General features: G+C 45.9%; 14 protein-coding genes. 13 read left to right on the top strand and 1 reads right to left on the bottom strand.

Features of this window, described 5'->3' with window-relative positions:
* The first annotated feature begins 13 nt into the window (after positions 1-13).
* The 8 genes from ACZMIG_RS06010 to ACZMIG_RS05975 all read left to right on the top strand — a co-directional run bounded on the left by ACZMIG_RS06010 (position 14) and on the right by ACZMIG_RS05975 (position 18,828).
* Positions 14-2,422, top strand: a complete 2,409-nt coding sequence (locus tag ACZMIG_RS06010) for a glycoside hydrolase family 95 protein (protein ID WP_487889275.1) — start codon at positions 14-16, stop codon at positions 2,420-2,422.
* Positions 2,423-2,780: 358 nt separating this feature from the next.
* Positions 2,781-4,214 carry a glycoside hydrolase family 140 protein gene (locus ACZMIG_RS06005; RefSeq protein ID WP_125104600.1) on the top strand — a complete coding sequence of 478 codons (1,434 nt, stop codon included), beginning with the start codon at positions 2,781-2,783 and terminating at the stop codon, positions 4,212-4,214.
* Positions 4,215-4,616: 402 nt separating this feature from the next.
* Positions 4,617-8,471, top strand: coding sequence for a family 78 glycoside hydrolase catalytic domain (locus ACZMIG_RS06000; RefSeq protein ID WP_487889274.1), 3,855 nt, complete (start codon positions 4,617-4,619; stop codon positions 8,469-8,471).
* 124 nt (positions 8,472-8,595) lie between these two features.
* A complete protein-coding gene (locus tag ACZMIG_RS05995; protein WP_487889254.1) occupies positions 8,596-11,175 on the top strand; it encodes a glycoside hydrolase family 2 protein in 2,580 nt (859 codons plus the stop codon).
* 532 nt (positions 11,176-11,707) lie between these two features.
* Positions 11,708-16,045 carry a CusA/CzcA family heavy metal efflux RND transporter gene (locus ACZMIG_RS05990; protein WP_418877440.1) on the top strand — a complete coding sequence of 1,446 codons (4,338 nt, stop codon included), beginning with the start codon at positions 11,708-11,710 and terminating at the stop codon, positions 16,043-16,045.
* Between the two features lie 45 nt (positions 16,046-16,090).
* On the top strand, positions 16,091-17,026 hold the full coding sequence (locus ACZMIG_RS05985) for an efflux RND transporter periplasmic adaptor subunit (RefSeq protein WP_302024259.1): 936 nt from the start codon (positions 16,091-16,093) through the stop codon (positions 17,024-17,026).
* Positions 17,026-18,042, top strand: a complete 1,017-nt coding sequence (locus tag ACZMIG_RS05980) for a sensor histidine kinase (protein WP_302024260.1) — start codon at positions 17,026-17,028, stop codon at positions 18,040-18,042. Before ACZMIG_RS05985 ends, ACZMIG_RS05980 begins: the two co-directional genes overlap by 1 nt.
* 12 nt (positions 18,043-18,054) lie before the next feature.
* Positions 18,055-18,828, top strand: a complete 774-nt coding sequence (locus tag ACZMIG_RS05975; RefSeq protein WP_487889253.1) for a LytR/AlgR family response regulator transcription factor — start codon at positions 18,055-18,057, stop codon at positions 18,826-18,828.
* A 502-nt stretch (positions 18,829-19,330) separates the two neighbouring features.
* Here the strand turns inward: ACZMIG_RS05975 and ACZMIG_RS05970 are convergent.
* A complete protein-coding gene (locus tag ACZMIG_RS05970; RefSeq protein WP_487889252.1) occupies positions 19,331-19,693 on the bottom strand; it encodes a hypothetical protein in 363 nt (120 codons plus the stop codon).
* 425 nt (positions 19,694-20,118) lie between these two features.
* Here ACZMIG_RS05970 and ACZMIG_RS05965 point away from each other — a divergent pair, with 425 nt between their 5' ends.
* Genes ACZMIG_RS05965 through ACZMIG_RS05945 form a run of 5 tightly spaced genes read left to right on the top strand, consistent with a single transcriptional unit; the run spans position 20,119 to position 26,801 of the window.
* On the top strand, positions 20,119-21,372 hold the full coding sequence (locus tag ACZMIG_RS05965) for a DNA cytosine methyltransferase (protein ID WP_487889251.1): 1,254 nt from the start codon (positions 20,119-20,121) through the stop codon (positions 21,370-21,372).
* The gene (locus ACZMIG_RS05960; RefSeq protein WP_487889250.1) at positions 21,372-22,343 is read left to right on the top strand and encodes a hypothetical protein; all 972 of its coding nucleotides are present in this window, start codon (positions 21,372-21,374) and stop codon (positions 22,341-22,343) included. Before ACZMIG_RS05965 ends, ACZMIG_RS05960 begins: the two co-directional genes overlap by 1 nt.
* Position 22,344: 1 nt before the next feature.
* Positions 22,345-22,989 (top strand): hypothetical protein, encoded by a 645-nt coding sequence (locus ACZMIG_RS05955; protein WP_487889249.1) that lies wholly within the window; start codon positions 22,345-22,347, stop codon positions 22,987-22,989.
* 4 nt (positions 22,990-22,993) lie between these two features.
* On the top strand, positions 22,994-24,598 hold the full coding sequence (locus ACZMIG_RS05950; RefSeq protein WP_487889248.1) for an McrB family protein: 1,605 nt from the start codon (positions 22,994-22,996) through the stop codon (positions 24,596-24,598).
* A gap of 1 nt (position 24,599) precedes the next feature.
* Positions 24,600-26,801 (top strand): DUF2357 domain-containing protein, encoded by a 2,202-nt coding sequence (locus ACZMIG_RS05945; RefSeq protein ID WP_487889247.1) that lies wholly within the window; start codon positions 24,600-24,602, stop codon positions 26,799-26,801.
* The last annotated feature ends 1 nt before the right edge of the window (position 26,802 follow it).

The following is a 26,802-nucleotide window of genomic DNA, read 5'->3' as shown; positions in this document are numbered from 1 at the left end:
GGCCGTATGCCTGATGACAACAACAGAGGGAATGGCCGAAAACAAGCATGTGCTGTGGTATGCCAGACCGGCATACACATGGACAGAGGCTCTGCCGATAGGCAACAGCCGCCTGGGCGCCATGATATACGGCACGCCGGGCTCTGAGCGTCTGCAGCTCAACGAGGAGACAATATGGGCAGGAAGGCCCAACAACAACGCCAACCCGGAGGCAAAGGAGTATCTGCCGAAGGTGAGACAGCTGGTGTGGGAAGGCAAATACAAGGAAGCGCAGGACCTGGCCACGGCACACGTGCAGGCAAACACCAACAGCGGTATGCCTTATCAGCCGTTTGGCGACCTGTATATCAACTTCCCGGGCAACGGCGAGTACACCAACTACTACCGCGAACTGAGCCTTGACTCTGCCCGCGCCATAACAAGATACACAAGCAACGGCGTAACATATCAGAGAGAATACATTTCGTCGTTCGACGGAAACGTAATAGCCATACACCTCACTGCAAGCAAGAAGGGCATGATAACCTGCAACGCGCAGATGACATCGCCGCAGCAGGACGTAACCATTAAGTCGGAAGGCAACGAGATTGTGCTGAGCGGCATAAGCGGATGGCACGAAGGACAGAAAGGCAAGGTAACATTTACCGGCAGGGCTACGGCAACCGTAAAGGGCGGAAGTATGTGCAGCCGCGACGGCGTATTGCAGATAAGCGGTGCCGACGAGGCTACAATATATCTGACAATAGCCACAAACTTCAACAGCTATAAGGATATCAGCGGCAACGACACGCTGCGCTCTGAGACGGCCCTGAAAGAGGCACTGGCTAAGGACTTCAACACGATGAAGGCCGCACACGTAAAGAAATACAAGGCTCTGTATGACCGCGTGAAGCTCGACCTCGGCAAAGACGCATTTGCGTCAACCACAACCGACAAGCGCGTGGAGCTGTTCAAGAAGCAGACCGACCTGCATCTGGTTGAGACCTACTTCCAGTTTGGCCGCTATCTGCTGATATGCACATCTCAGCCGGGCACACAGCCGCCCACGCTGCAGGGTATATGGAACGACAAGATGCTGCCGTCGTGGGACAGCAAATATACATGTAACATCAATCTTGAGATGAACTACTGGCCGGCAGAGTCGACCAACCTGACCGAACTCAACGGTCCGCTGTTCAGTCTTATCAAGGACGTGAGCGAGACAGGACACAAGTCGGCCGACATAATGTATGGTGCCGACGGATGGGTGCTGCACCACAACACCGACATCTGGCGCGTAACGGGAGCCATAGACAAGGCTCCGTCGGGTCTGTGGCCTACGGGCGGCGCATGGATGTGCCAGCATCTGTGGGAGCATTATCTCTACACAGGCGACGTGAAGTTCCTCGAGAGCGTATATCCGATAATGGAGAACGCGGCACGCTTCTTCAATCAGATTATGGTGCGCGAGCCTAAGAACAACTGGTGGGTTATCTGCCCCAGTCTGTCGCCCGAGAACCAGCACCCCTACAAGGCTACAACGGCAGCCGGCGTAACGATGGACAACCAGCTGCTATACGACCTGTTCAACCACGTAATTGACGCTGCCGACATACTGGGCAAGACCAAGACGGCTACAATAATCGACAGTCTGAAGCAGAAGCTCACGGAGATGGTGCCCATGCAGACAGGCCGCTGGGGGCAGCTGCAGGAATGGATGGACGACTGGGACAATCCGGAGGACGTGCACAGACACGTGTCTCATCTGTACGGACTCTTCCCGAGCAATCAGATTTCTCCGTTCCGCACACCCGAACTCACTGCCGCTGCACGCAAGTCGCTCATACACCGCGGCGACCCGTCTACGGGATGGAGCATGGGCTGGAAGGTGTGTCTGTGGTCACGACTGCTCGACGGCAACCACGCATGGAAGCTAATCGGCGACCAGCTGACACTGGTGCGCAACGAGAAGAAGAAGGGCGGAACTTATCCTAACCTCTTTGACGCTCACCCGCCATTCCAGATTGACGGCAACTTTGGCTGCACGGCCGGCATAGCAGAGATGCTCATGCAGAGCCACGACGGCTTTGTCTATCTGCTGCCTGCCCTGCCCGACGCATGGAAAGACGGCTCCGTAAGCGGACTGAAGGCGCGCGGAGGCTTTGAGGTGAGCATGACATGGAAGGACAACAAGATAACAAAGACAACTGTTAAGTCGGAACTTGGCGGCAACCTGCGCATACGTTCGGCTGTGCCTCTGAAGGGCAAGGGCCTGAAGGCTGCAAAGGGCGAGAACAAGAACAGACTGTTTGAAACTCCAACGGACATCCGTCAGAAGATAAACTATCCTGACGCCATCGAGAAGATGCCGGAGGCTGAGAAGACATATCTGTATGACATAAGCACCAAGAAGGGCGCTGTGTACACATTTGAAGCAGAATAATATATGTGGCGGAATATGGGAAAAACAGAACAAAGCCCATATTTCCGCCACTTTACGTATATAAGCCGGGCATGGCCAAGCGGCACAAAATCGGCCATGAAGCAACCGGCTCTGCAACCTACTGATATTCAACGGGTTGCAAAAGGCTACCTTTAACATCGCAAAAGGCGGCCTTTTGGCGTGTAAAAGACCATGTTTCGCAACGCGATATGCCGTCTTTCACAACGCAACGGCGATAAGCTGGAACATAAAGAGGCAAAAGCAACTTTACAAAACTAATTGAAAAGTGATTGCAAACCTTATGAATTAACCGAGAAAAAGAATAATATTAACTAACAAAAATCAATAAAAAAGTAGTATGAATAAAAGCAGAATACTATTTATCGCAACCCTGCTGCTCAGCACTTTGGCTATAAATGCGGCAGGCAAAATCTACAAGCCGTGGAGCAACGGACGGCTCGTAGTGTCTGAGAACAACCGTTACATAGTGCACGAAAACGGACAGCCGTTTTTCTGGATGGGCAACACGGCATGGCTGCTGCCCGAACGTCTTAACCGCGAGGAGGCCGAATATTTCCTCGAGAAAGACCGCCTGGCAGGATATAACGTAGAGCAGATACAGGTGCTCAACGCCATCCCTACGTTCAACGTGTATGGTCATGCTGCCAACAACGCCGAGTTCGACTTCAGCAAGGTGTCTAAGCCGGGTGTTTACGGCTACTGGGAGCATCTCGACTATATCGTAGACGTGGCTGCCAACAACGGCATCTACATCGCCATGGACTGCATCTGGGGCTCTATGATCGACAAGATGGACGTAAAGAAGGCTGCCGCTCTTGGCAAATTCCTGGGCGAGAGATACAAGGACAAGCCTAACATTATATGGATGATCGGCGGCGACATCATGGGCGACAAGAAGCCTGAGGTGTGGGACGCTATGGCAAGAGCCATAAAGAAGGTGGACAAGAACCACATCATGACCTTCCACCCGAGAGGACGCACAACGTCGGCATGGTGGTATAACGACCGCGAGTGGATGGACTTCAACATGTTCCAGAGCGGACATCGCCGCTACGGACAGCGCAACGGCGACGGCGACTACACTATTAAGGAGAACACCGAAGAGGACAACTGGCGCTATGTTGACATGAGCTTTGAGAAGAAACCGCTGCGCCCTGTTATCGACGGCGAGCCTTCATACGAGGACATTCCGCAGGGACTTCACGACTTCTCGGCTCCGCGCTGGATGGACTACGACGTACGCCGCTATGCTTACTGGGCTGTGTTCGGCGGAGCTTTCGGCCACACCTACGGCCACAACTCTGTGATGCAGTTTATACGTCCGGGCCTGAAGGCATCGTTCGGCGCTGAGAAACCTTGGTGGGAGGCTATGGAAGATCCGGGCTACAACCAGATGAAGTATCTCAAATGGCTCATGCTTAGCTTCCCGTTCACTGAGCGCGTGGCTGACCAGAGCATCATCTCAGGACAGAACGGCGAGCGCTACGACCGCATAATAGCTACCCGCGGCAACGACTATCTGCTCGTATACAACTACAGCGGCAAGCCCATGAGCATCGACCTGACAAAGATAAGCGGCGCAAAGAAGAACGTATGGTGGATGAATCCGGCCGACGGCAAGCTGACTTATCTCGGCGAATACGACAGCAAGGTCGTTGAGTTTACTTACGATGCAGCCTATCTGCGCGGCAGCGACCGTGTGCTTATTGCCGTTGATTCAAGCAAGAATTATATCGGCAAGACAGACGTAATGCTGAAGGAAAAGAACTAAGAAATTAAGAAGTAAGAGTTAAAAAATAAGAAACGATGTTCAGCGCAAGCTGATTAAGTAGTAAGGAAATTACTTTTGAGGAGAAGAAAAGAGGAAGTTAGCGGATTGAAAATCCTTATACTTAATTCCGGCGGATTACAAATCCGCCGGCACATTAGCTAACGTAGTACGTGCGAGAATAATTTAATTAACAATGCAGTTGGCGGATTAATTCTATTGATTGTCGGCTGCGCTCGGCATAATCAAATAAGATTTGCTTCCGCTCTCACTTGCACGGCAATTGCAAATCCGCCGGCACATTAGCTGACGTAGTGCTCGCGAGAAAAAGCTACAAGGCATTTGGATTTTTCACTCTTCACTTTTCGTTCTTCACTTAAAAATGCTACTTTAACTACAATATATATAAATATTATGTTTAGAAAAATATTATTGGCGGCCCTGGCCTTGTGTCTCTGCATGACGGCTCCCGCGGCAAAGAAGAAGAACGGACGTAAGGCGTCGTTCCCCGTTGCCGTGACCGGACTGAAGACAGAGCGCATGGTCAACCCGATGAGTATCGACACATCTACGCCGCGGCTGGGATGGATGATAACATCGGACGAGAACGACGTGATGCAGACGTCGTGCCGCATAATAGTGGCCTCAACACCTGAAAAGGCCGCAAAGCTTGAGGGCGACCTCTGGGACGCAACGCTCGAGGGCGACCAGTCGCAATGGATAAGATATGCGGGCAAGGAGCTGCGCAGCAACACACCATGCTACTGGCGCGTGAAGGTTACAACGACAAAAGGCGAGTCTGACTGGAGCGAGACGGCAATGTGGAACGTCGGACTGCTCAACGAAGCCGACTGGAGCGGACAGTGGATTGGTCTGGAGAAGGCCATGCCGTGGGACGTAGAAGACGTGCACAGCAAGCTCAGCTCGCGTTATCTGCGCACCGAATTCGACCTTGACAAGCCCGTAAAGCGTGCTACGCTCTACATCAGCGGACTGGGCATGTATGAGGCATACATCAACGGACAGAAGGTGGGCGACCAGGTTCTTGCACCTGCTCCTACCGACTATCGTAAGACTGTGCTGTATAACGCGTTCGACGTTACACAGATGCTGACCGCCAAGAACGCCATTGGCGTAACTCTTGGCAATGGCCGCTTCTACACCATGCAGCAGAAGAAGAAGCCTTACAAGATAGCCAACTTCGGCTATCCCAAGCTCCGTCTTAACCTCGTCATTGAGTTTGCAGACGGCAAGAAGAAGGTTATCTCGTCGAGCAACAAATGGAAACTGAATCCCGACGGTGCGATACGCTCCAACAACGAGTACGACGGCGAGATATATGACGCCCGCAAAGAACTGGGCGCATGGACCTCTGTGGGTTACGATGACTCTAAATGGATGGCGGCAGAGCGCGTGGGCATACCTACGGGAACACTGCGCGGAGCGATGAGTCCCAACATGAAGGTGGTGAAGACCATGAAGCCCGTGAGCGTAACTAAGCGCGGCAAGGGCTACATCATAGACATGGGACAGAACATGGCGGGCTGGATTAAGCTGCGCATCGGCGGCGTAAATGCCGGCGACAGCGTGAAGATTCAGTATGCCGAGAAGCTCAACGAGGACGGAAGTCTGTTCACAAAGAACCTGCGCAACGCATTTACAACCGACTATTATGTTGCTGCCGGCAATGAGGACGGCCGCTGGTGGGCTCCTACTTTTGTATATCACGGCTTCCGTTATGCCGAGATTACAGGTCTTGACAACGTAACTGCTGACGGCATCGTGGGCGAAGTGGTAAGCGACGAGATGGAGTTGACAGGCTCATTTGAATGTGCCGACACCATACTCAACAAGGTTTACAATAACGCCATGTGGGGCATCCTGGGCAACTATAAGGGCATGCCCGTCGACTGTCCGCAGCGCGACGAGCGTCAGCCGTGGCTTGGCGACCGTGTTCGCGGATGTTTCGGCGAGGCTTTCATATTCAACAACAACGCTCTCTATGCCAAGTGGGCACGCGACATAACCGAGGCTCAGCGTGAAGACGGCTGCATACCCGACGTGGCTCCTGCCTACTGGAACTATTATTCTGACAACATAACATGGCCTTCAGCCCTGCCCTTCTCGCTCGAGATGATGTATAACCAGTATGGCGACGCCGAACCTATGAGCCGCTACTACGGCAACGTGAAGCGCTGGCTCGGCCACATGAAGTATCAGTATGGCAAGGACGGACTGATGCCGCGCGACAAATACGGCGACTGGTGCGTGCCGCCTGAGGACATAAAGCTGATACACAGCCGTGACCCCAAGCGCGTAACCGACGGCACTCTCATTGCTACGGCCTACTATTACAGACTGAATAAGATGATGGAGAGGTTTGCCACGATTCTTGACAAGCCGGCCGACGCTGCTGAGTTCAGCGCAGAGGCAGCACGCGTGAAGGATGCTTTCAACAAGAAGTTCCTCACCATAAACCGCAACACGGCTGAGGTGCCGGGACTTATGCTCTATCCCGACAGCACGTTCTATGGCAACAACACGGTAACGGCCAACCTTCTTCCACTGGCGTTCGGCATGATTGACGACGACTATGTGCGCGGTGAGGTTGAGAAGAACATCATACACAACATCATCACCCTTAACAAGGGAGCCATATCTTGCGGCGTGATAGGCGTGCAGTGGCTTATGCACGGACTAACCGACATGGGCCGCGGCGACATGGCATGGCTGCTGGCAACCAACAAGAAGTATCCGAGCTGGGGCTACATGGCCGAGAACGGAGCCACAACGATATGGGAACTGTGGAACGGCGACACTGCCAATCCGTGGATGAACAGCGGCAACCACGTGATGCTGCTTGGCGACCTCGTGTCGTGGATCTATGAGGATGTGGCAGGCATTAACTCTGACGAGAACAAGCCGGGCTTTAAGCATATCGTGATGAAGCCTGCGTTCAACGTTGACGAGATTGACGACATCAACGCGTCTTACAAGTCAATCTACGGCACAATAGTAAGCCGCTGGCACAAGAAGTCAGGCAAACTGATATGGCACGTTGAGATTCCGGCCAACACCACTGCCGAACTGCACATGCCCGACGGCAGCATCAGGAACATCGGTTCGGGCAAATACGACATTACTGCCGACATGCCCATGACCGGCAAGGCTGTAGTTTCTGACGAGTTTCTGTATAAGTCGGCATCATTCCCCGAGTGCCATTCTGCCACGATAGCCGAGACAAGCAAGGGCGACCTTGTGGCAACTTACTTCGGCGGAACAAAGGAGCGCAACCCTGATGTGTGCATCTGGGTGAGCCGTAAGCCTAAAGGCTCTACAGAATGGCTGGCGCCTCAGCTCGTGGCCGACGGCGTGTTCAAGACAGGAAGTGAGGAAGCTAAGCTGGCTGGTCTGTCAGGACTCGACAGCACCAACGCCCCGGCTGCCAAAGGACCAATACTCGACAAGAAGATAAGAAAGAATCCTGAGGGCTATCAGCGCAAGGCCTGCTGGAATCCGGTGATATATCAGATTCCCGGAGGCGACCTTGTTATCTACTTCAAGATTGGCAACAAGGTGGCCGACTGGACAGGCTGGATGGTGCGCTCTAAGGACGGCGGCAAGACATGGAGCAAGCGCGAGCCGCTGCAGGAGAGCTATCTCGGTCCGATAAAGAACAAGCCCATAATGAGCAAGGGCCGCATCATTGCGCCTACAAGTATTGAGGAAGGCGGATGGCGTCTGTATTTTGAATACTCTGACGACATGGGCAAGACATGGAAACGCACCGACTTTGTTAAGGCCGACGAGGGCGTAAAGGCCATTCAGCCGGCTGTAATGGTGCTCAGCGACGGCCGACTGGCAGCCGTCGCACGCACACGCAGCGAGCACATAGGCATAACCTACAGTTCAGACAACGGACTGACATGGAGCAAGCTGCAGCTTATTGACACTCCAAACAATAATAGTGGCCTTGATGCCGTTACACTTAAAGACGGCTCTCATGTGCTTATCTGCAACGACCGCCCGATACCAAAGGGCATAAAGAACGGCAAGGGAGCGCGCACTCCGCTGTCGGTGATGAAGGCTGACAACGGCACCGACTGGAAGCACTGGATAACGCTCGAAGAGTCGCCCGTAAGCCAGTATTCTTATCCTTCGATAATCCAGACATCCGACGGTAAGATTCACTGCATCTACACATGGCGCCGCCAGCGCATCAAGCATGTGGTGATAGACCCAAAGGTGTCTGCCGAATAACTTTAAAGACATACCCGCAACCGCGAGCCATGGGAATGTACACGAGGCAGACGGCCGCAGTGATATTGCACCATGCCCGGTGCGGGTTTTCTTTTTATCAAAGCATCAATTTAATCAGCATAGCATGAAAAAGATTTTTCTTTTATTATTGTTGTTCGTCTCGCTGACGGCCGGAGCCTACAAAGGCTCTTCTGTGGCAGGGCTATTTCCCCTGCAGGGCAGCGGACGTGTTATCTACAACTTCAACCAGGGCTGGCGCTTTCATCTTGGCGACGCCCAGGGTGCCGCTGCTGCCGACTTTGACGACAGCCGTTGGCAGGTGGTGTGCGCCCCTCACAGCGTAAGACTCGAGCCTGCCGAGGCAAGCGGATGCCGCAACTATCAGGGCATTGCCTGGTATCGCAAGCATTTCACCGTGCCTGCCGACATGAAGGGCAAGGACATCACGCTGCACTTTGAGGCCATTATGGGCAAGCAGGAGGTGTATGTCAACGGCAGAAAAGTGAAAGAGCATCTGGGCGGATATCTGCCCATAACCGTCAACCTGACAGAACTGGGCGTAAAAGCCGGCGACAAGTGCGTCGTGGCGGTGAAGGCCGACAACAGCGACGACAAGACTTATCCGCCGGGAAAGAAGCAGACGGCTCTCGACTTCTGCTATCATGGCGGTATGTATCGCGACGTGTGGCTCATAGGCAAGTCGCCCCTGGCAATAACCGACGCGCTCGAGGCCAACAAGGTGGCCGGCGGCGGCATTTTCCTTCACTACGACAATATATCTGAAAAGAGCGCCGACGTGTTTGTCAACGTCGAAGTGGGCAACACATCAGCCTCAGCGGCTCAGCCTACAGTGGCCGTGGTGGTGAAAGACAAGAGCGGAAAGCGCATCAAGTCGGTTACAAAGAAGATTAAGGTTGGCGCCAAGTCGAGCGCTACGGCATATCTTGCCATGAAACTGAAAGACCCTGAGCTGTGGTCGCCCGAGTCGCCCTATCTCTACAACGTCGAGATAAGCGTCATGCAGGGCGGCAAGAGTGTAGACGGCGGCATGGTGCGCATGGGCATCCGCAAGGCCGAGTTCCGCGGAAAGGACGGCTTCTGGCTCAACGGCAAGCCTTATCATCAGCTTGTCGGCGGCAACCGTCATCAAGACTTTGCCTACGTAGGCAACGCCATGCCAAACAGTCAGCAGTGGCGCGACGCCAAGCGCCTGCGCAAGGCCGGCATGGTGATTGTGCGCTGTGCCCACTACCCCATGGACCCTGCCTTTATGGATGCATGCGACGAGCTTGGATTGTTTGTCATCGTGCCCACTCCGGGCTGGCAGTACTGGAACAAGGACCCGCACTTTGGCGAGCTTGTTCATGAGAACACGCGCAACATAATACGCCGCGACCGCAACCACACATGCGTACTGATGTGGGAGCCCATACTCAACGAGACGCGCTATCCCGAAGACTTCGCCATCAAGGCGCTGCAGATAACCAAAGACGAGTTTCCTTATCCCGGCCGTCCTGCTGCCGTGGCCGATGTGCAGTCGGCAGGAGTGAGAGACAACTACGACGTGGTGTACGACTGGGCCGACAACATTGGCAAGGGCAACTGGCCCGAAGACAAGTGTGTATTCACCCGAGAGTTTGGCGAGATGGTAGACGACTGGTATGCTCACAACAACATCAACCGCGCGGCGCGCTCATGGGGCGAGCGTCCTATGCTCATGGCAGCCCTCTCGCTCTGCGACACCTACGGCGAGATGTACCACGGCCAGCGCCAGTTTATAGGCGGTTGCCAGTGGCATCCGTTCGACCATCAGCGCGGCTATCATCCTGACACTTACTACGGAGGCATATACGACGCCTTCCGTCAGAAGAAATACGCCTTCGAGATGTTCCGCTCGCAAGACCGCAACGCCGAGCCTATGGTGTTCATCGCCAACGAGATGACTCAGTTCTCCGACAACGACGTTACGGTGTTCTCCAACTGCGACAGTGTGCGCCTTACGATGTTCGAGGGCGACAAGGTGATGACTCTTCCTGTTGTTCACAACGACAACGATAAGCCCTGCGCCCCTGTGGTGTTTAAAGACTTCTGGAACTTCTGGGCAGCACGCGAATACAGCTACAAGCAGCGCAACTGGCAGCGCGTGTCGCTCCTGGCAGAAGGTATCAAGGACGGCAAGGTGGTTGCCGTACAGAAGAAGATGCCGTCGCGCCGCTCTACCAAGCTGCGTCTCTATGCCGACGACATGGGCCGCAAGCTCAACGCCGACGGCAGCGACTTCATTGTGGTTGTGGCCGAAGTTACCGACGACAACGGCAACGTGAAGCGTCTGGCCAAGGACAACATCTACTTCACCGTTGAGGGCGAAGGCCGCATAATAGGCGACGGCGAAAACATCATGGCCAACCCGCGCATCGTTGAATGGGGAACGGCTCCCGTGCTGATACAGGCCACCGACAAGCCGGGCAAGATAACCATAAAGGCACGCTCATACTACGACGGCGTGTATGCTCCGGCTGCAGCCGAGCTGACAATAGAGAGCGTAGCCCCCACTCTGCCGGCATGCTATACCGACAAGCCCACGGCAACCGTAAGCAAGCCCGTGCGCACAACAGGCGAGACAAAGCAGACGATGACCGACGAGGAGCGTCAGCGCACTCTCGAAGAGGTGAACAAGCAACAGGCTGAGTTCGGCGTACAGTAAGATAAGAACCACAGGCATCCCGCACAGGGATACTTCTGTAAAGAAATTTATTTCAAGAATTATCCCGTCAACATCCCCAAGAGGACGTTGGCGGGATTTTTATTTTATAGTCTGCCGACACCCCACCATACACTCGCCTGCCCTATCGTCCGCAGCATAATTGTCCGTCAGCAGCCATTTCAACCACCAGTCCATTTTTCAATACAAATCAGATATTAGAATTCGGTCTGCATTTTTGCAGTTTTATCAAGAAAACAGGCAAGCCGGCTATATCATAAGAAAAACAGACAACAAGATACGGACAGACAGCTGACGGTATCAATATTTTTATAAAAGCAAGCAATAGGCAACACAATGATTAACTTGGATTAAACACATATAAACAATAAAGAATAATATTCACCGCGAACATTTCATTCTGGAAAATAGACCATTCACCCGTTTATTTATACGGCTCAACACAAATAGGGCAATATTAACCATAATGATTTTTAACTTTGTAAATCAAAAATCACATAATATAATTAATAATATGTTTAGAAATATCGTACGTTTTTCTATCAGAAAAAAGCTATTTGTGGTGATAACCACAATTTTTCTGCTTGCAGGTGGAATTTATTCTATGCTCACCCTGCCCATTGATGCGGTTCCGGACATAACAAACAATCAGGTGCAAATAGTAACCGTATCTCCAACTCTTGCTCCTCAGGAAGTGGAACAGCTTATCACGTTCCCGATAGAAACAGCAATGAGCAACATAATGAATGTAAAAGAAATACGTTCAGTATCTAGATTCGGTCTCTCACTAGTAACTGTAGTATTCGACGACAAGGTGCCAACGCTTAATGCCAGGCAGCTTATTAACGAGCAGATACAGTCTGTTGCAGGAGAAATACCTCCCGAGCTGGGCACTCCCGAGATGATGCCTGTTACAACTGGTTTAGGAGAAATATATCAATATGTTCTAAAGGTAGAGCCTGGATATGAAGACAAATACGATGCCATGAGCCTCAGAACTATACAGGACTGGATTGTCAAGCGCCAGCTCTCAGGCATCCCCGGAATAGTTGAGATAAACAGTTTCGGCGGTTATCTTAAACAATATGAAGTGGCGGTTAATCCTGAAGCGCTTTACTCGTTGAATATCACAATAGGCGAAGTGTTTGAAGCATTAAGCAAGAACAACCAGAACACCGGAGGAAGCTACATTGAAACTGTCAACCATGCATACTATATCCGCTCTGAAGGAATGATAAGCGACTTGTCGGATATAGAAAAAACAGTTATAACCAACAGAGACGGTGTTCCTGTACACATTTCAGACATCGGAAAAGTCAGGTTTGGAGCTCCCAAACGCTTTGGTGCGATGACTAAAGACGGCGAAGGCGAGTGCGTCGGGGGTATTGCCATGATGCTCAAAGGCGCAAATGCCAACGTTGTAACCAAAGAGCTGCAGGGGCGAATAGACAAGGTGCAGAAAATGCTCCCTGAGGGAGTAAAGATAGAACCGTATCTTAACCGCTCAGAACTCGTAAACCGCAACATTTCAACGGTTATAAAGAATCTTATCGAAGGAGCCATCATCGTGTTCCTTGTCCTCATTATCTTTCTCGGAAATATCCGGGCAGGTCTCATTGTGGCATCCGTCATACCGCTGGCCATGCTGTTCGGCTTTATTATGATGAGAATTTTCGGTGTGTCGGCCAACCTTATGAGTCTTGGTGCGATAGACTTCGGTATCGTGGTCGACGGCTCCATAGTCATCCTTGAAGGTATTCTTGCCCATATATACAGCAAGAAAATGATGGGCCGTAAATTCACAATAGACGAGATGAACCATGAGGTGGAAGTAGGCGCAACCAAGGTTGTAAGAAGCGCAACATTTGCCGTACTCATCATCCTGATAGTGTTCTTCCCTATTCTGACTCTTACTGGCATTGAGGGCAAATACTTCACCCCGATGGCTAAGACTCTTATATTCTGTATTATCGGAGCGCTCATTCTTTCGCTCACCTACGTGCCTATGATGGCGTCTCTGTTCCTTAAGAAAGAGGTGGCCATAAAGCCTACTCTGACCGACAAATTCTTCGACCGCCTCAACAAGGCATATATCAAGACGCTAAATTTCTGTCTTAACCATGTGTGGACGACATTGGCAACAGCCTTTGCGGCATTAATAGTTTCATTGCTTTTGTTCACAAAGATTGGAGCCGAATTTATACCAACCCTCGACGAGGGAGATTTTGCCATGCAGATGACCTTGCCTGCCGGAAGTTCGTTAACCAAGAGTATTGAGACATCTCTAAAGGCTGAAAAGATTCTGAAAGAAAAGTTCCCTGAAATCAAGCACGTTGTCGCTAAGATTGGTACGGCTGAAGTGCCTACCGACCCGATGGCTGTTGAGGATGCCGACATTATGATCGTAATGAAGCCCTTCAGCGAGTGGACCTCGGCACGTAGTCGCGACGAGATGGTTGAAAAGATGAAGGCTGCCTTGGCTGACATAAAGGATGTTGAGTTCAACTTCAGTCAGCCAATCCAGCTGCGTTTCAATGAGCTTATGACAGGTGCCAAGGCCGACATAGCCATCAAGCTGTATGGTGAGAACATGCAAGAACTTTACTCAAAGGCCAAGGAGGCAGCACAATATATCGAAAAGATTCCGGGTGCCTCTGATGTGATTGTTGAGCAGGCTATGGGTCTGCCACAGTTACTGGTTAAATACGACAGAGACAAGATTGCGCGCTACGGCATAAACATTGAAGATCTTAACACAATAATCAGAACGGCTTATGCCGGCGAGACAGCAGGAGTTGTCTTTGAGAACGAAAGAAGATTCGACCTCGTTGTGCGTCTTGACAAAGACATTGTTAAGGACTTCGACATTGACCGCCTGTTTGTCCGCACAGCCGACGGTGCAAAGGTACCTGTAAGCGAAGTTGCCGACATCACTCTACAGACTGGTCCGCTGCAGATAAACCGTGATGCTACAAAGCGCCGTATCGTAATTGGCGTGAATGTCAGAAACGCAGACATCAAGCAAGTGGTGTCAGACATACAGGACACTCTCGACAAGAACATAAAGCTGAAGCCCGGATACTATTTTGAATACGGCGGTCAGTTCCAGAATCTGCAGAATGCCATCAACACTCTCATCATTGTCATTCCGCTGGCATTAGGCCTTATCATGCTGCTGCTCTTCTTTGCGTTCCGCAGCATTAAGTATGCCATTGTGGTGTTTTCAACGGTTCCGTTGTCGCTTATAGGCGGAATAGTGGCCCTGTGGCTGCGTGGTCTTCCCTTCAGTATTTCTGCCGGTGTAGGCTTCATAGCACTCTTCGGTGTGGCTGTGCTCAACGGTATTCTTATGATCAACCATTTCAACGACCTCAGGACAAGTGGAAAATATCACATGTGTACCAACAGAATTATCCAGAACGGATGTCCGCATCTGTTGCGCCCTGTGTTCCTTACAGGTCTTGTAGCCTCTCTCGGCTTTGTGCCCATGGCTGTGGCCACATCTGCCGGAGCCGAGGTTCAGCGTCCGTTGGCAACAGTGGTTATCGGCGGTCTTATCGTGTCTACAATCCTTACACTGGTGATAATTCCTGTTTTCTATAAACTTGTAAATTCAATAACACGCTTTGTTATGAGAAAGAGACATATAACGATGATACTTGTCGCTCTGCTGACATTTGCCGGCACTGACCTGTATGCACAAACGCCCGACACTGTTTCACTGAACGAGGCTGTAAACATAGCCATACAAAACCATCCGCGACTGAAGATGGCCAATGCCGACATAGAGCGCATAAAGGCCAGCAAAGGCGAGATATGGGACGGCGGAAGCACTAACGTTCAATATTCGTGGGGACAGCTCAACAGCGACTATAAGAAAGACTACGAACTGAGCATCGAACAGTCGCTGGGCTCTTTCCTTACGCCGGTATACAAGAACGCGCTTGTAAAATCGCAGATTGCCACAGGCCGGAGCTATATGGAGATGGTTAAGAAGGAGATTACGGCAGAAGTGACGCGTGCATGGGCTTACTACCAGTATGCAAGATCTGCCTACGACCTTTACAACGAGCAGGAAGAAATAGCAAACAAACTGAAAGCAAGTGCCGAACTGCGCTATGAGCAAGGCGACATCGACAAGGTGCAGAAGGACATGATTTCAACGATGGCAGCCAACATACACGCCTCCGCACTGCAATGGCGTGAGGAAGTGGCTCTGGCTGAAAAAAGATTTACATGGGTGTGCTATTCTGACACTAAGATTGTGCCTGAGTATGAAACAGGACGCGCCCCCGGTCTGCTCAGGAGCATCAACGAGCTTGACGCTGAGTCGGCCATCCCGTCTCTTGCCCACATGAGCTATTTTGCAGGTCAGGTAAACGAGAAGAAAGACATGCTGAAGATAGAGAAGAGCAAGTTCTTCCCCGAATTCTCCATAGGCTACAGCCGACAGAAGATTATGCCGCTGAAGAATCTTAACGCATGGACGGTGGGCGTTTCGTTCCCTATCCTGTTCTTCCCGCAGAGCAGTAGAAACAAGCAGGCCAAGATGGAGCTGCAGAAGGCACAGTGGGAGGAGCTTGACAACAAGAAACAAATAAACAACAAGATAGAGGAGCTGAAGACAAAGATAAGACAACAGAACGAGACTCTTGACTTCTATCATAAAGCGGCACTCAAAGAGGCCGAGTCGCTGCAAAGCAGTTCGCTGCTGAAATTCAATGCCAACGACATTGACATCACCGAATTTGTGCAGGGCATCAACTCTGCCGTCGACATAAAGAAGCAGTATCTCGAAGCCGTCTACAACTATAACGTGTCTGTTCTGGAGTTTGACCTCTACACAGAATAAAAACTTTATTAAACAAATGACAAACAAAAAACATATAACAGGAATATGAAACAGATATTATCTTTAATCGCCTTTTCATCAGCATTAATAATTGCATGCACAGGAATCACATCATGCTCCAATAAAGCCAATGCACCTGAAAAGCAGGCACCTGCACAGGCAAAGGCAAAGGAAGACACCACTGATACGGCCGGACAGCCTGAAGATATATTCAGCAACAAAAATCAGATAGGCCTGAACGGAATGATAACCACGTCGCCGCAGAACAACGTAACCATAACGCCTACCATGGCAGGCTCGATACAAAACATATATGTCTTTACAGGCGACTATGTAAAGAAGGGCCAGACGATTGTAACGCTAAAGAATCCTGAGTTTATCAGTCTGCAGCAAGAGTATCTTACGGCTTCTGCCCAGGTTGAATATCTTCAGCAGGAGTATCTGCGCCAGAAGACGCTTGCATCACGCGAAGCTGCATCACAGAAAAAATTGCAGCAGTGTAAGGCTGAATATCTGTCGCAGAAGAGCACACTCGAAGGCGCAAGGGCACAGCTCCGACTGCTCAACGTAAACACTGCCCGACTCAGAAAGAGCGGCATAAGTCCGTATCTTAACATAACGGCTCCGGCAAGCGGATATGTCACTAACATGAACATCAACAAGGGACAGTATATCAATACGGGAGAAACAATATGCAACATCCTCAACAAGGCTGAAACCATGATTCAGCTGACGGCATACGAAAAGGATCTGCCATACATCAAGAAGGGCGACCTGATAACGTTTACCGTCAACGGCATTTCTGACAGAACTTTCTCTGCCGTAATTTATGCCATCGACCAGATGGTCGACCAGAAGAAAGGCTCTATCAGCGTGTATGCCAAGGCGAAAGAGTCAGACAAGTTGTTCAGACAAGGTATGTATGTCAACGCAATAATCAAAAAAAATAGTAACTTTGCAGAGCATACAACTGACAAGTAATGATCAAAAGCAAATACATACTCTTTAAGAATGCCATCAGCCTGCTGGTGGCATTCGCCACTAACCTTCCAGAACTCATCGCACCTAATAATGTAAAATGGACATACGTGGCAAACGAAATACTGTTCACTTACATATCAATACTGATTCTGTTTATCATCAACGAAAAGATATTCAGGCCCAACAGCTCTGCTACAAATCTAAGCAAGACTAAGATTTTAGCATCGTTCGTCGTCGCATGGATATGCAACGACATTCTCGGACAATGCTTTGTCTTTATAAACAAGTATTATGGTCTGCCTGCGCTCGAATCAACGATGCATGTGTACACTCACCCGATAAGAGACTTTATCATTTCGAGCATCGTGGTGACTGCGGGATATCTTATCAACCAGAATCTGAAAAACCAGAAGATAATGGTTGAGAACCAGCAACTAAAGACTGAAAACCTGAAAAACCAGTATGAGACCCTGAAAAACCAGCTTAACCCGCACATGCTGTTCAACTCTCTTAACACGCTCTATGCCCTGGTGAGAGAGAATCCCGACAAGGCGCAAGACTATATCAGTCAGCTGTCCAAGGTGATGAGATACACCCTGAAACAGGACTCTGACTTTGAGCGGAGTACGATAAGTCTGCAGGAGGAGCTAAACTTCATCAACTCTTACATCTACTTGCTGAAGATGAGATTTGAAGACAACATCTCTTTCATGTTCGACATCGACAATTCGCTCTTAATGAAAAAAATACCGCGCATGGCCATACAGCTGCTGGTTGAAAACGCGGTGAAGCACAACGAGATAAGCAACAGAAATCCGCTGCACATAACGATCAGGACAATTGACGACGAGACTCTTGAAGTGGCCAACAACCTGCAGCCGCGCAGAGGGGCAACCACAAGCACCGGCATTGGTCTCAGCAACCTGAGAAAAAGATACCGGCTGCTCTTCAACAAGGACATCGAGATACAGGAAAAAGAGAATAATCTCTTCAGCGTAAAAATACCCCTAACATAAAACATCACGCAAATGAAAATATTCATCGTAGAAGACGAGAAAGCTGCACTGAACAACCTGAAGGCCTTAATATCTGAAATAAATCCGAAGGCTGAAATCATTGGCGAGTCGGACACTGTATGCAACACCATAGAGTGGTTTAAGGGCAACGCCATGCCCGACCTTGTCATCATGGACATACATCTGGCTGACGGATCGGCTTTTGAGATTTTTGATTATGTCGACATCACCTGCCCCATAATATTTACCACTGCCTATGACGAATACGCCCTGAGGGCATTTAAGGTTAGCAGCATCGACTATCTGCTGAAGCCAATCAACAAGGATGAACTCAGAAATGCCTTTGCCAAATACGAACTGCTCTTTAACGGCAACAAGACTACTAAAGATGAAGACGACTCACTGATAAAAAAGATTATCAAAGAGATAAAGAAGGAAAACAACTACAAGACACATTTCCTCATACCCGTAAAGGGCGACAAGTTCATTCCGCTTGAAGTAGAGTCAATCATGCTGATATACATATCCGAGGGAGTTGTAAAGGCCGTAGACAACGACAACAATCAGTATGCATTCTCGCAAACGCTCGACGAGCTGACCGAAATGCTCAACCCCAAACTGTTCTTCAGGGCCAACAGGCAGTTTCTCGTCTCTAAGAAAGCCATAAGGGATGTCAGCATATGGTTCAACGGACGCCTCGTGCTGAACCTGAAAAACAAGGGTCTGGTAGACGAAAGGATTATAGTGAGCAAGGCCAGAGCCGCTGACTTTAAGGAATGGTTCTGAACACATCATAATCTTAATAATTTGTTATCTTTTCTATCTGTTCCTCCCGTCGACATCCCCAAGCGGACGTTGGCGGGATTTTTATTTTATAGTCTGCCGACACACTGCCATGCACTCGCCTGCCCTACCGTCCGCGGCATAATTGTCCGTAAGCAGCCAACCGTTTCAACAACCCGTCCATTTCTCAAAAAAAACTCTATTGTTTACGCATAAAAACTCGGCCACTTTTGATGCAAAAGTGGCCCATTTACGGGTCGTAAACAGGCCATTAACAGTTTGAAAGCAGTAAGACTGATTTTGCTTAATAAACAGCTCTATTGCAGATAATTTTAATGCGAACTATAAGAAAAACAGCATAAAAATGTTTCAGATTTTCGAGATATCTTCATCATGGCTGCATTTTGTGGATAAAAAACATTGGACGCACCTTGAAACTGTGCCGTTCCGAGGTGCGTCCAACATCAAGATTATTATTTCTTCAATTATTCTTCTGAACAGATTTTTACATCAATACAGCAATGATATTTTTCAGTTCGCTGTCGATACCTTCAAGATACGACACCACATATTTATCTTCGCCAAATCCCTTGTATTGCTGCCACGGGTCTTCATCAATATAGGCATCCATGTTTTCGTATGCATTAGGGTGTTTGGCATAATATTCATCAAGTAATGCTGAAGCCTCATCCATCATCATATAAGCCATTTCCCTTGTAATTTCGTCATGGCCACATTCGTCCATTTTCCATTTGAAATAAGGCTCAAAGACAGATGAATGTGGTATCGCTCCATTCTTATAATCCTCAATCATGCGATTATAAAACAAATCTTGTTTTTCAAACGTGTCGGTTGCTGTCATTTCCATACTTTTGTCGTTTTTGCAAATATACATATTTTTATCTTTACTTTGAAAAATATTGATGAATATTTTTGCTAAATATTTGATTTTCAGACAGAAGCATAAGATAATACACAAGATTACGGATAAAACACTTTGGAGTATTACTCTCGCCATGCCGCATTGTCAGCACAATTTTATCAATCAATTTTTAATGCGTATTTATTAAATATTGTTTTTACCAAACAAATATATCTGATAAAATGATTACCTTTGTATCCGCAGAAAATAAAAATGGCGTATCTGAAACCATAAAATTTGAGTGAACAACTTAAACATAATATACAACTGTGTCCCAATTAAAATTTGAGACACTGTTAAATAATGCCTAAATTTCAACCGGATAAAAGTTTCTTGATACAAGTAAATTTCAAACAAGGGATAATCCAATAATGACAAAAAAAAACAAATATACATTTATTGATCTATTTGCTGGATGTGGGGGGCTAAGTGAAGGATTTCTTCAAACAGGAAAGTTTGAAGGAATCGCTCACGTTGAATGGGAAACTCCGATGATAAATACTTTACGTCAACGATTAATAGACAAGTGGCATCACACTGAAGATGACGCAAAAAAACGTGTTATTAAATTTGATGTTCAAAAAACAGAAGAACTTATTCATGGTAATTGGAGCGACGAAACAAAGAAAATATATGAAAAGGAAAACCATATAGACATAGTGAACGGAGGTTTAGAAGCTTTGGTTAATGGTCATAAAGTAGATTTAATAATTGGCGGGCCTCCATGCCAAGCTTATTCTATTGCAGGACGTGCACAGGACCCAAATTCTATGAAATATGACTACAGAAACTATTTATTTGAAAGCTTTGTAAAGATTGTTGACCACTTCAAGCCAACAGCTTTTGTCTTTGAGAATGTTCCTGGCCTACTAAGTGCTTGTCCTGGTAACATACCTGTAAGAATTAGAATATATGAAGCATTCAAAGCTATAGGCTATGATATACGCACTCCAGAATTATTAAAAGATTCAGTATATTGCGCAGAAGATTTTGATGTTCCACAAAAACGCAATCGTATTATTATTTTTGGAACCAAGCACAATACAAAATTTAATACGGAAGATTTCTATGATTCGCTAACACGTCATAAGAGCAAGTTGCCTCATAAAACAGTCCGCGATGCCATTGGGGATATGCCCAAACTAACCCCAAAAGCTCAAATTGAAAAAATTGGCAGAAGTAATGTTTCGCATGAACAACTAACAGGTGAACATATAAATCTTCATATTCCACGTTATCATGGTGAACGTGATCAAAAATTATTTGTAGAGTGGCTTGCAAACAATATGAATAAATCTTCTCAGAAAGAGAAAATGGATTTCTACACCAAAATAACAGGACATACATCAAATCATGTTAAATATAGAAACTTAGAATGGGACAAGCCATCACCAACAATTGTTGCCCATTTAAATAAAGATGGATATATGTTTATACATCCTGATATCGAACAATTAAGGAGTATTACTATTAGAGAAGCTGCTTTATTACAATCATTCCCTATGGACTACAAATTTATAGGATCAAATTCGTATTGTTTCAAAATGATTGGAAATGCCGTACCCGTACTATTTGCAAAAAGTATTGCAGAAGCAATGTATGATGTCTTAAATGAAAAAAGTTAATGAAAAGAAAACTTAATATATTAATTGCATGTGAGGAAAGTCAGGCATGTTGTCGTGCATTTCGTAAACTAGGACACAATGCATATAGCTGTGACCTATTTCAGTGTAGCGGTACTATATTTGGAACTAACAAAGAAGATCCTCATCCTGAATGGCACTTCAACCATGATGTGACAACTGTACTCAATAAAACAGACCTTACATTACAAAATGGTGAGCAAGCTATAATTGACGGAAATTGGGATTTAATGATAGGACATCCTCCATGTACATATCTTGCTGTCAGCGGCGCTCAATGGTATTATCACCCAGACGACAAGGACCTCCCTATAGAAAAAAGGAGACCACATCCTCGTTATCCCAATCGCGTACAGGATAGAGAAGACGGTGTAAATTTTTTCCTTTTTCTAGCAAGAGCAGATGTAAAACGCATTGCCATAGAAAATCCTGTTGGCATCATGAGTACTCGTTGGAGAAAACCTGATCAGTCTATACAACCTTATATGTTTGGAGATCCATATTCAAAAAATACATGTCTTTGGATAAAAAATCTTCGTCCTATTCATCCTTCAAAAGAAACTGAAGATCATGGGGAGCGCATTTACTTTGGCAGTGGTAAATCTCAACCAAAATGGTATTCTGATGGTTTTACTAAAACCAAAAGTGCGGTTGAACGACAAAAATGGAGAAGCAAAACATTCCCTAATATTGCTAGAGCATTTGCTGAACAATGGACTATTCAGATAGCAGCAGAAGAAAACATTCTTGATGAAAAAGAATGGGATATATTAGGAAAAGACTATTTAGATGTACTTGACAAGATGACAGGAGGTATTAGATATACGTCTGTCAAAGTTGATAAATTAATTGAAAAGAAAAAATATCCAACTCATTTTGATGATGAATTACTTCATCAAATAGAAAAAAGAGAACAGGCTTTAATAAATTATTGGAATAACAAAAATAAATAATATGGAAGAATACCATACAAGCACAAAAAATCAAAGTGGTCGTAACATGATTAAATATCCAAAAACAAAATCAGACCCACTTTGTAAATGGAGAAACGCCTCAATCGACACGGTAATAGAACTTGTGAGCATTTTGCCCAAGACAAGATTAACCAAAGATAAATTTCGTGAATACATGAGTGAGTTCTATAATGGAGCATTTTTTAGAACACCTTATCAACTTGCATTACAACTTGGTTTATATTATGAAGATGACAATGAGTATATTCCACGCTTCGATCATGATATTACAGAAAAAGAAGCAATTGCCTATATGGAGAAATGGATGCAGAGGTATTACGTTCCAAATCCTTTTACCAAGAGAGGATTCATTAACATTACCCCATCTATCAATTTATTATACGGTTTAGTTGATTACCTTGAAAACCATCCTGATAAGCCTAATCTTATTACTGCCGGTGCCGCATTGTTTGGAGGCGAAATGGGCAACGTTGGATGTGTAAAATTTGTTCTCAATGAATATTCTCAAATTATAGAAGTGGATCATAATAATGATATGAAACTTCTTGTTCATAAAAGCGGTAAAATAGATGTTTTAAATAACCGCGATGACAAACAAGCATTTTTTAAACATTTTAATGGATAATAATATGAACGTAATATATGTTTGTAAACTTTCAAAGATTCAAGCCGAAGGAAAACAAATAGACATACCTAAATATATAGCTATCAATTTTTTTAATGTTCCAAAATCAAATATTGATAAATTCCAAAATATAGGCATAAACATTTGTCACATTAGTGATCTTCGCTCATTCGAAATTATAGATATTCAACCCGCAACAAATGTAAGATGGAGTACAAAACTTAACACTTTTCTTACTGAAAAAGGTGAGAAACTACATGAAGGAGATCTTCTAATCTTCGAAAAATTAGGTAGAAGTTTTTGCGTTCGTACTATACCACGTGATGACAAAAAATATGATGCTCTTCTTGACTTATTTGAAAAAGATGAGAAGCATATGCTTTTATCTTTAAATTTAGGATCACAACCTGAACATACAGAAAACATATGCCCAAGTTATCGTCCATACATTACAGCAATTAAATCAAAACCATTCCTTTTACTTGCAGGAATTTCAGGTACAGGAAAAAGCCGTATAGTACGTGAATTAGCTCGTGCTTATTGGGATAAAGATTCTGATGAATTCAAGGCACAAAAACCTATAAATTATGAAATGATTCAGGTAAAGCCAAATTGGCATGATTCAAGTGAACTGATTGGCTATATAAGTCGTATTAGTGGACAACCTGTATTTATAGCTGGAGATTTTTTTAAATTTATTGTTAAAGCATGGGAACATCCCGAAGTTCCATATTTTCTGTGCCTAGATGAAATGAATTTAGCACCGGTAGAACAATATTTTGCAGAATATTTAAGTGTAATTGAAACTCGTAAAAAAAATAAAGATGGTAAAATTGTAACTGATGCACTAATCAAGCCTGAATATAAAAACGAAAGAGATGAAAATACAAAAGAACTGAAACCTGCACAATGGTATGAAAATTTAGTAGACACATTATTGGCAGGATGTTCTGATACGAATATATGGGCACTTAGAAAGCTATTCTTATCAGAAGGTATATCTATACCGCAAAATCTGATTGTAGTAGGCACTGTTAACATGGATGAAACAACATTCTCATTCTCACGCAAAGTGTTGGACAGAGCCATGACAATAGAAATGAACGAAGTGGATTTATATTCTGGATTAACTGAACGACACGAACAAATAGGTAAATTAGGGGAAAAAGAACTTATTGGTACCGCAGTTGAAGGAGTTGATGTATATGAAGGTTATAAAGATGTGTGTGATAAAGCATTGACATATTTACAAGCTGTCAATAATGCTCTTGACACGTCTTTTAAAATTGCCTACAGAACAAGAAATGATTTCTTATTGTATGTGGTAAATAATTTACCTTACAACAAGGACGAACAAGGAAACGATTTGTCAGAAGATTTTGTCATAGCGAGAGCATTGGACGAGATAACAAGTATGAAAATACTCTCACGTATTGAAGGTGATGAAACAAAGGTTACAAACACTTTCTTAGATAACCTTAAGACAACAATTGAAGAAGGACTGAAGAGTATATACGAAGACTTCAAAACAGAAGACTCTGTATCTTTGTTGAAATTGAAAGAAATGAAAAAAAAATTAGTTTCAGGCTATACAAGTTTTTGGAGTTAAAATGGACCTTCTCACTATACGACATAAAGACTTCACACTGTACATTGAATGTGCCAAATTTGATGAAACGTGGGATAAAGCCAAGAATAATCTTGGCGAAGATGCCCTCGTGTCTACTTATTCATGGTCAGATGGCGTAGAGTCGGTTGTTATACACAACGATTCAGACGAAATAACAACTATAAATAAAGAAGAACAAGCCCAAGCTATATTCTTTGACAACACTGACTATCCAATATGGGTAGAATTTAATGATTATGTTAATAATGCACAATGGGGTTCTGACCTGCAAAGCGACAATGAGAAGTTTTCTTTCCGCAGACATACATTAGCCGGCTACATCAACTATGGCAACGATATTGGACGCAGCGAAATAAAGTTTATATATAAAGTCGGAAAAGAAACTTGCAAGTTCTGTTTCTCATTTGAAGTTTTAAGCAGTAAACTCGATTACCACAAGCATTGGAAAGCCATAATTGAAGATATTGAACGTGAATATCACATGCTTTCGATAGACTATCTGCGAAGAACATTTCACGGATTCACCCCTGATAAGAATCAGGATACACCTGAACTTATCTGGTGGAGCATATTTTCAGGCGAACAACAGAAATTTATCAAGGCTTGCAAGAACATCATTGAACGGCCACGACACAGGCTTCATGGGCATAAGTCGTATATGAGAGCCGATAAGCTGAAACACATTCCTGCATATATCGAAAATGAACTGGCTGAACATAAACAAGAATATGCACACCTGTATTGCGTTGAAGAACAAATACAGACAAACGACACGCAAGAAAACAGATTCTTGAAATTTGCCCTGACACAGATTGCAAGTAAATATGAAGCTTTAAAAAGACAGATTGAATGTCTGAAAGGTGCATCTGATACTATGAAACATGAAATGGAAAATGTATCAGCTACGCTAAAGCGTTTACAGAACAATCCGTTTTTCAGAACAATAGGCAGTTTCAAAGGGTTAAATCAGGAAAGCCTGGTTCTGCAACGAGCTACCGGCTATAGTCAGGTTTACCGCACATGGAATCTTTTACGCCGTGCGTATTCGCTAAACGATGGCATATATAAACTTCAGACTAAGGACATTGCAACTCTGTATGAGATATGGTGCTTCATTGAAGTAAGCCATATCGTGAAAGAACAGCTGCATCTGAACGACGATGATGTGGAGCAAAAAAACAGAATGGAGATGAATGGCCTGTTTACATGGGAATTAGGCAAAGGAGAACATTCACGCATTTTGTTTAAAAAAGACAACGTAGAATTAGCCGAATTGGTTTATAATCCGAAAAACACGGAAAACGAAAACAACGCAACAGGAATAAAAGAACTTGTTGTAAAGACTGTTCCGCAAAAGCCGGATATTATTTTAAGACTGACAAAAAATGACATCGAGGAGAATATGAAAATGACATATCTCTTTGATGCAAAATATCGTATAGGAGGTAAAGACAGAAACGGTGTGGATGTACCGCCTGATGATGCTATTAACCAAATGCACCGTTACAGAGATGCTATTTATTATAAAGACTATTCGGATGATGCCCTTAAATCAGCTGATGTTCTTAAAAAAGAAGTCATTGGCGGATATATCCTATTCCCGGGCGACGGTAAACATGACAATATAAAGGATGCAACATTCTATAAGAGCATAGATGCCGTGAATATCGGTGCGTTCCCTTTGCGTCCTAAAGACGAACAAAACAGGCAACTGTTGGAAGAGTTTATAAAGAACTTAATTGAGACAAAATCACAGAAAATAATAGAAAATGTGATACCCCAGAAAGGTACGTTCGTGGATGTTGGAAACAGAGTGCTTATTGGCTTTGTTAAACCTAACAACCGCCAAGACTATTATCAAAACTTCATTGACGGAAAAGCAGACCTATACTACACAGGCCGCCAATTCCCAACGACGATAGCACTTGACGATTTACACTATTTCATTCCATATTTTAAAGGAAAAGGCATACGTGACCTATACGAAATAACCGGAATAAGGACTATCACAGCCAAAGAAGCGAAACAATCAGACGATGAGTCAGACAAAGACGATATACGCTTAGCGTTTAAATTACGCTTTATCAGAAAGCTCTTTGACGACTATAAAATGATAGATACAAGCAAGATGATAAAATATACTTTCATCGACACCACGTTTGATGGAATTGAGACGGTATAAT

The sequence above is a fragment of the Xylanibacter sp. genome (genome assembly GCF_057607445.1).
Note: the sequence above shows the minus strand (reverse complement) of the source record. Positions and strands in the feature narration are given on the sequence as shown.

What these genes read in the sequence shown, in the direction of transcription:
- ACZMIG_RS05970 (WP_487889252.1), bottom strand. Translation starts at nt 19,693, where the DNA reads ATGGAAATGACAGCAACCGACACGTTTGAAAAACAAGATTTGTTTTAT.
- ACZMIG_RS05945 (WP_487889247.1), top strand. Translation starts at nt 24,600, where the DNA reads ATGGACCTTCTCACTATACGACATAAAGACTTCACACTGTACATTGAA.
- ACZMIG_RS05950 (WP_487889248.1), top strand. Translation starts at nt 22,994, where the DNA reads ATGAACGTAATATATGTTTGTAAACTTTCAAAGATTCAAGCCGAAGGA.
- ACZMIG_RS05995 (WP_487889254.1), top strand. Translation starts at nt 8,596, where the DNA reads ATGAAAAAGATTTTTCTTTTATTATTGTTGTTCGTCTCGCTGACGGCC.
- ACZMIG_RS05985 (WP_302024259.1), top strand. Translation starts at nt 16,091, where the DNA reads ATGAAACAGATATTATCTTTAATCGCCTTTTCATCAGCATTAATAATT.
- ACZMIG_RS05990 (WP_418877440.1), top strand. Translation starts at nt 11,708, where the DNA reads ATGTTTAGAAATATCGTACGTTTTTCTATCAGAAAAAAGCTATTTGTG.
- ACZMIG_RS06010 (WP_487889275.1), top strand. Translation starts at nt 14, where the DNA reads ATGACAACAACAGAGGGAATGGCCGAAAACAAGCATGTGCTGTGGTAT.
- ACZMIG_RS05975 (WP_487889253.1), top strand. Translation starts at nt 18,055, where the DNA reads ATGAAAATATTCATCGTAGAAGACGAGAAAGCTGCACTGAACAACCTG.
- ACZMIG_RS05955 (WP_487889249.1), top strand. Translation starts at nt 22,345, where the DNA reads ATGGAAGAATACCATACAAGCACAAAAAATCAAAGTGGTCGTAACATG.
- ACZMIG_RS06005 (WP_125104600.1), top strand. Translation starts at nt 2,781, where the DNA reads ATGAATAAAAGCAGAATACTATTTATCGCAACCCTGCTGCTCAGCACT.
- ACZMIG_RS05960 (WP_487889250.1), top strand. Translation starts at nt 21,372, where the DNA reads ATGAAAAGAAAACTTAATATATTAATTGCATGTGAGGAAAGTCAGGCA.
- ACZMIG_RS05980 (WP_302024260.1), top strand. Translation starts at nt 17,026, where the DNA reads ATGATCAAAAGCAAATACATACTCTTTAAGAATGCCATCAGCCTGCTG.
- ACZMIG_RS05965 (WP_487889251.1), top strand. Translation starts at nt 20,119, where the DNA reads ATGACAAAAAAAAACAAATATACATTTATTGATCTATTTGCTGGATGT.